The organism is Pseudomonas sp. VEM90, from assembly GCF_054611535.1.
Genome location: NZ_JBTRAR010000062.1, coordinates 1 through 895, shown reverse-complemented (window position 1 = coordinate 895; position 895 = coordinate 1). Strand labels below are relative to the sequence as shown.

Sequence of the window (895 nt, the reverse complement as noted above, 5' to 3'; positions counted from 1 at the left end):
GCCGGCAACCTGATTGGCACTGACTTGGTCAACGAAGACGGCACCTTCAGCGTCACGCTGTTCCCCGCCCAGGCCAATGGTGAAGCTCTGGACATTCGCGTGGTGGATGCCGCCGGCAACGCCTCGGCACCACTGCAATTCGATGCGCCGGACATTACGCCGCCCGATGCGGTCACCGACATCCTGGTCGGCGCTGACGGCCTGGCCCTGAGCGGTCGCGGCGAGCCTGGCGCCACCGTCGAAGTGCGCGATGCCAATGGCACCGTGATCGGCACGGGTGTCGTGGGTGCCAATGGCACCTTCCTGATCGACCTCGCCCCGGCTGCGCAGCCGGGCGAGCAACTGAGCCTGGTGCAGACCGACCCAAGCGGCAACGCTTCCTCGGCACTGCAATTCGAAGTCCCGGTCACCACTGCGCCTGTCAGCCCCAGCGACCTGGTGGTCGCCGAAGACGGCAGCAGCATCAGCGGTACCGCACCTGCCGGCAGCCGCGTGGAAGTGCATGATGCCAACGGCACGCTGATTGGCAGTGTGGTGGCTGGCCCCGACGGCAGCTTCACCGTAACCCTCGACCCGGCCCAGGCCAACGGCGAACTGCTGGACGTGGTCGCCATCGATGATGGCGGCGTTTCCTCACTGCCCACCCAGATCACCGCCCCCGACATCACCGCCCCTGCCGCACCGACCGAACTGGTGATCAATACCGACGGCAGCGTGGTCACCGGCCGCGCCGAACCGCGCAGCACCGTGCGCATCCTGGCTGCCGACGGCACCGAACTGGGCGCTACCGTGGTCGGCCCGACCGGGGCGTTCAGCATCAACCTCACCCCACCGCAGATTGATGGTGAAGTCCTGCAGGCCACCGCGACCGATGCCGCTGGTAATGCCTCCGTAG

The 895-nt window shown here is 67.4% G+C and carries 1 protein-coding gene; it reads left to right on the top strand.

Annotated elements, in window-relative coordinates:
- Nucleotides 1–895, top strand: an 895-nt coding sequence (locus ACYCCG_RS26020) for an Ig-like domain-containing protein (protein WP_459672319.1), incomplete at both ends; no start/stop codon positions are given.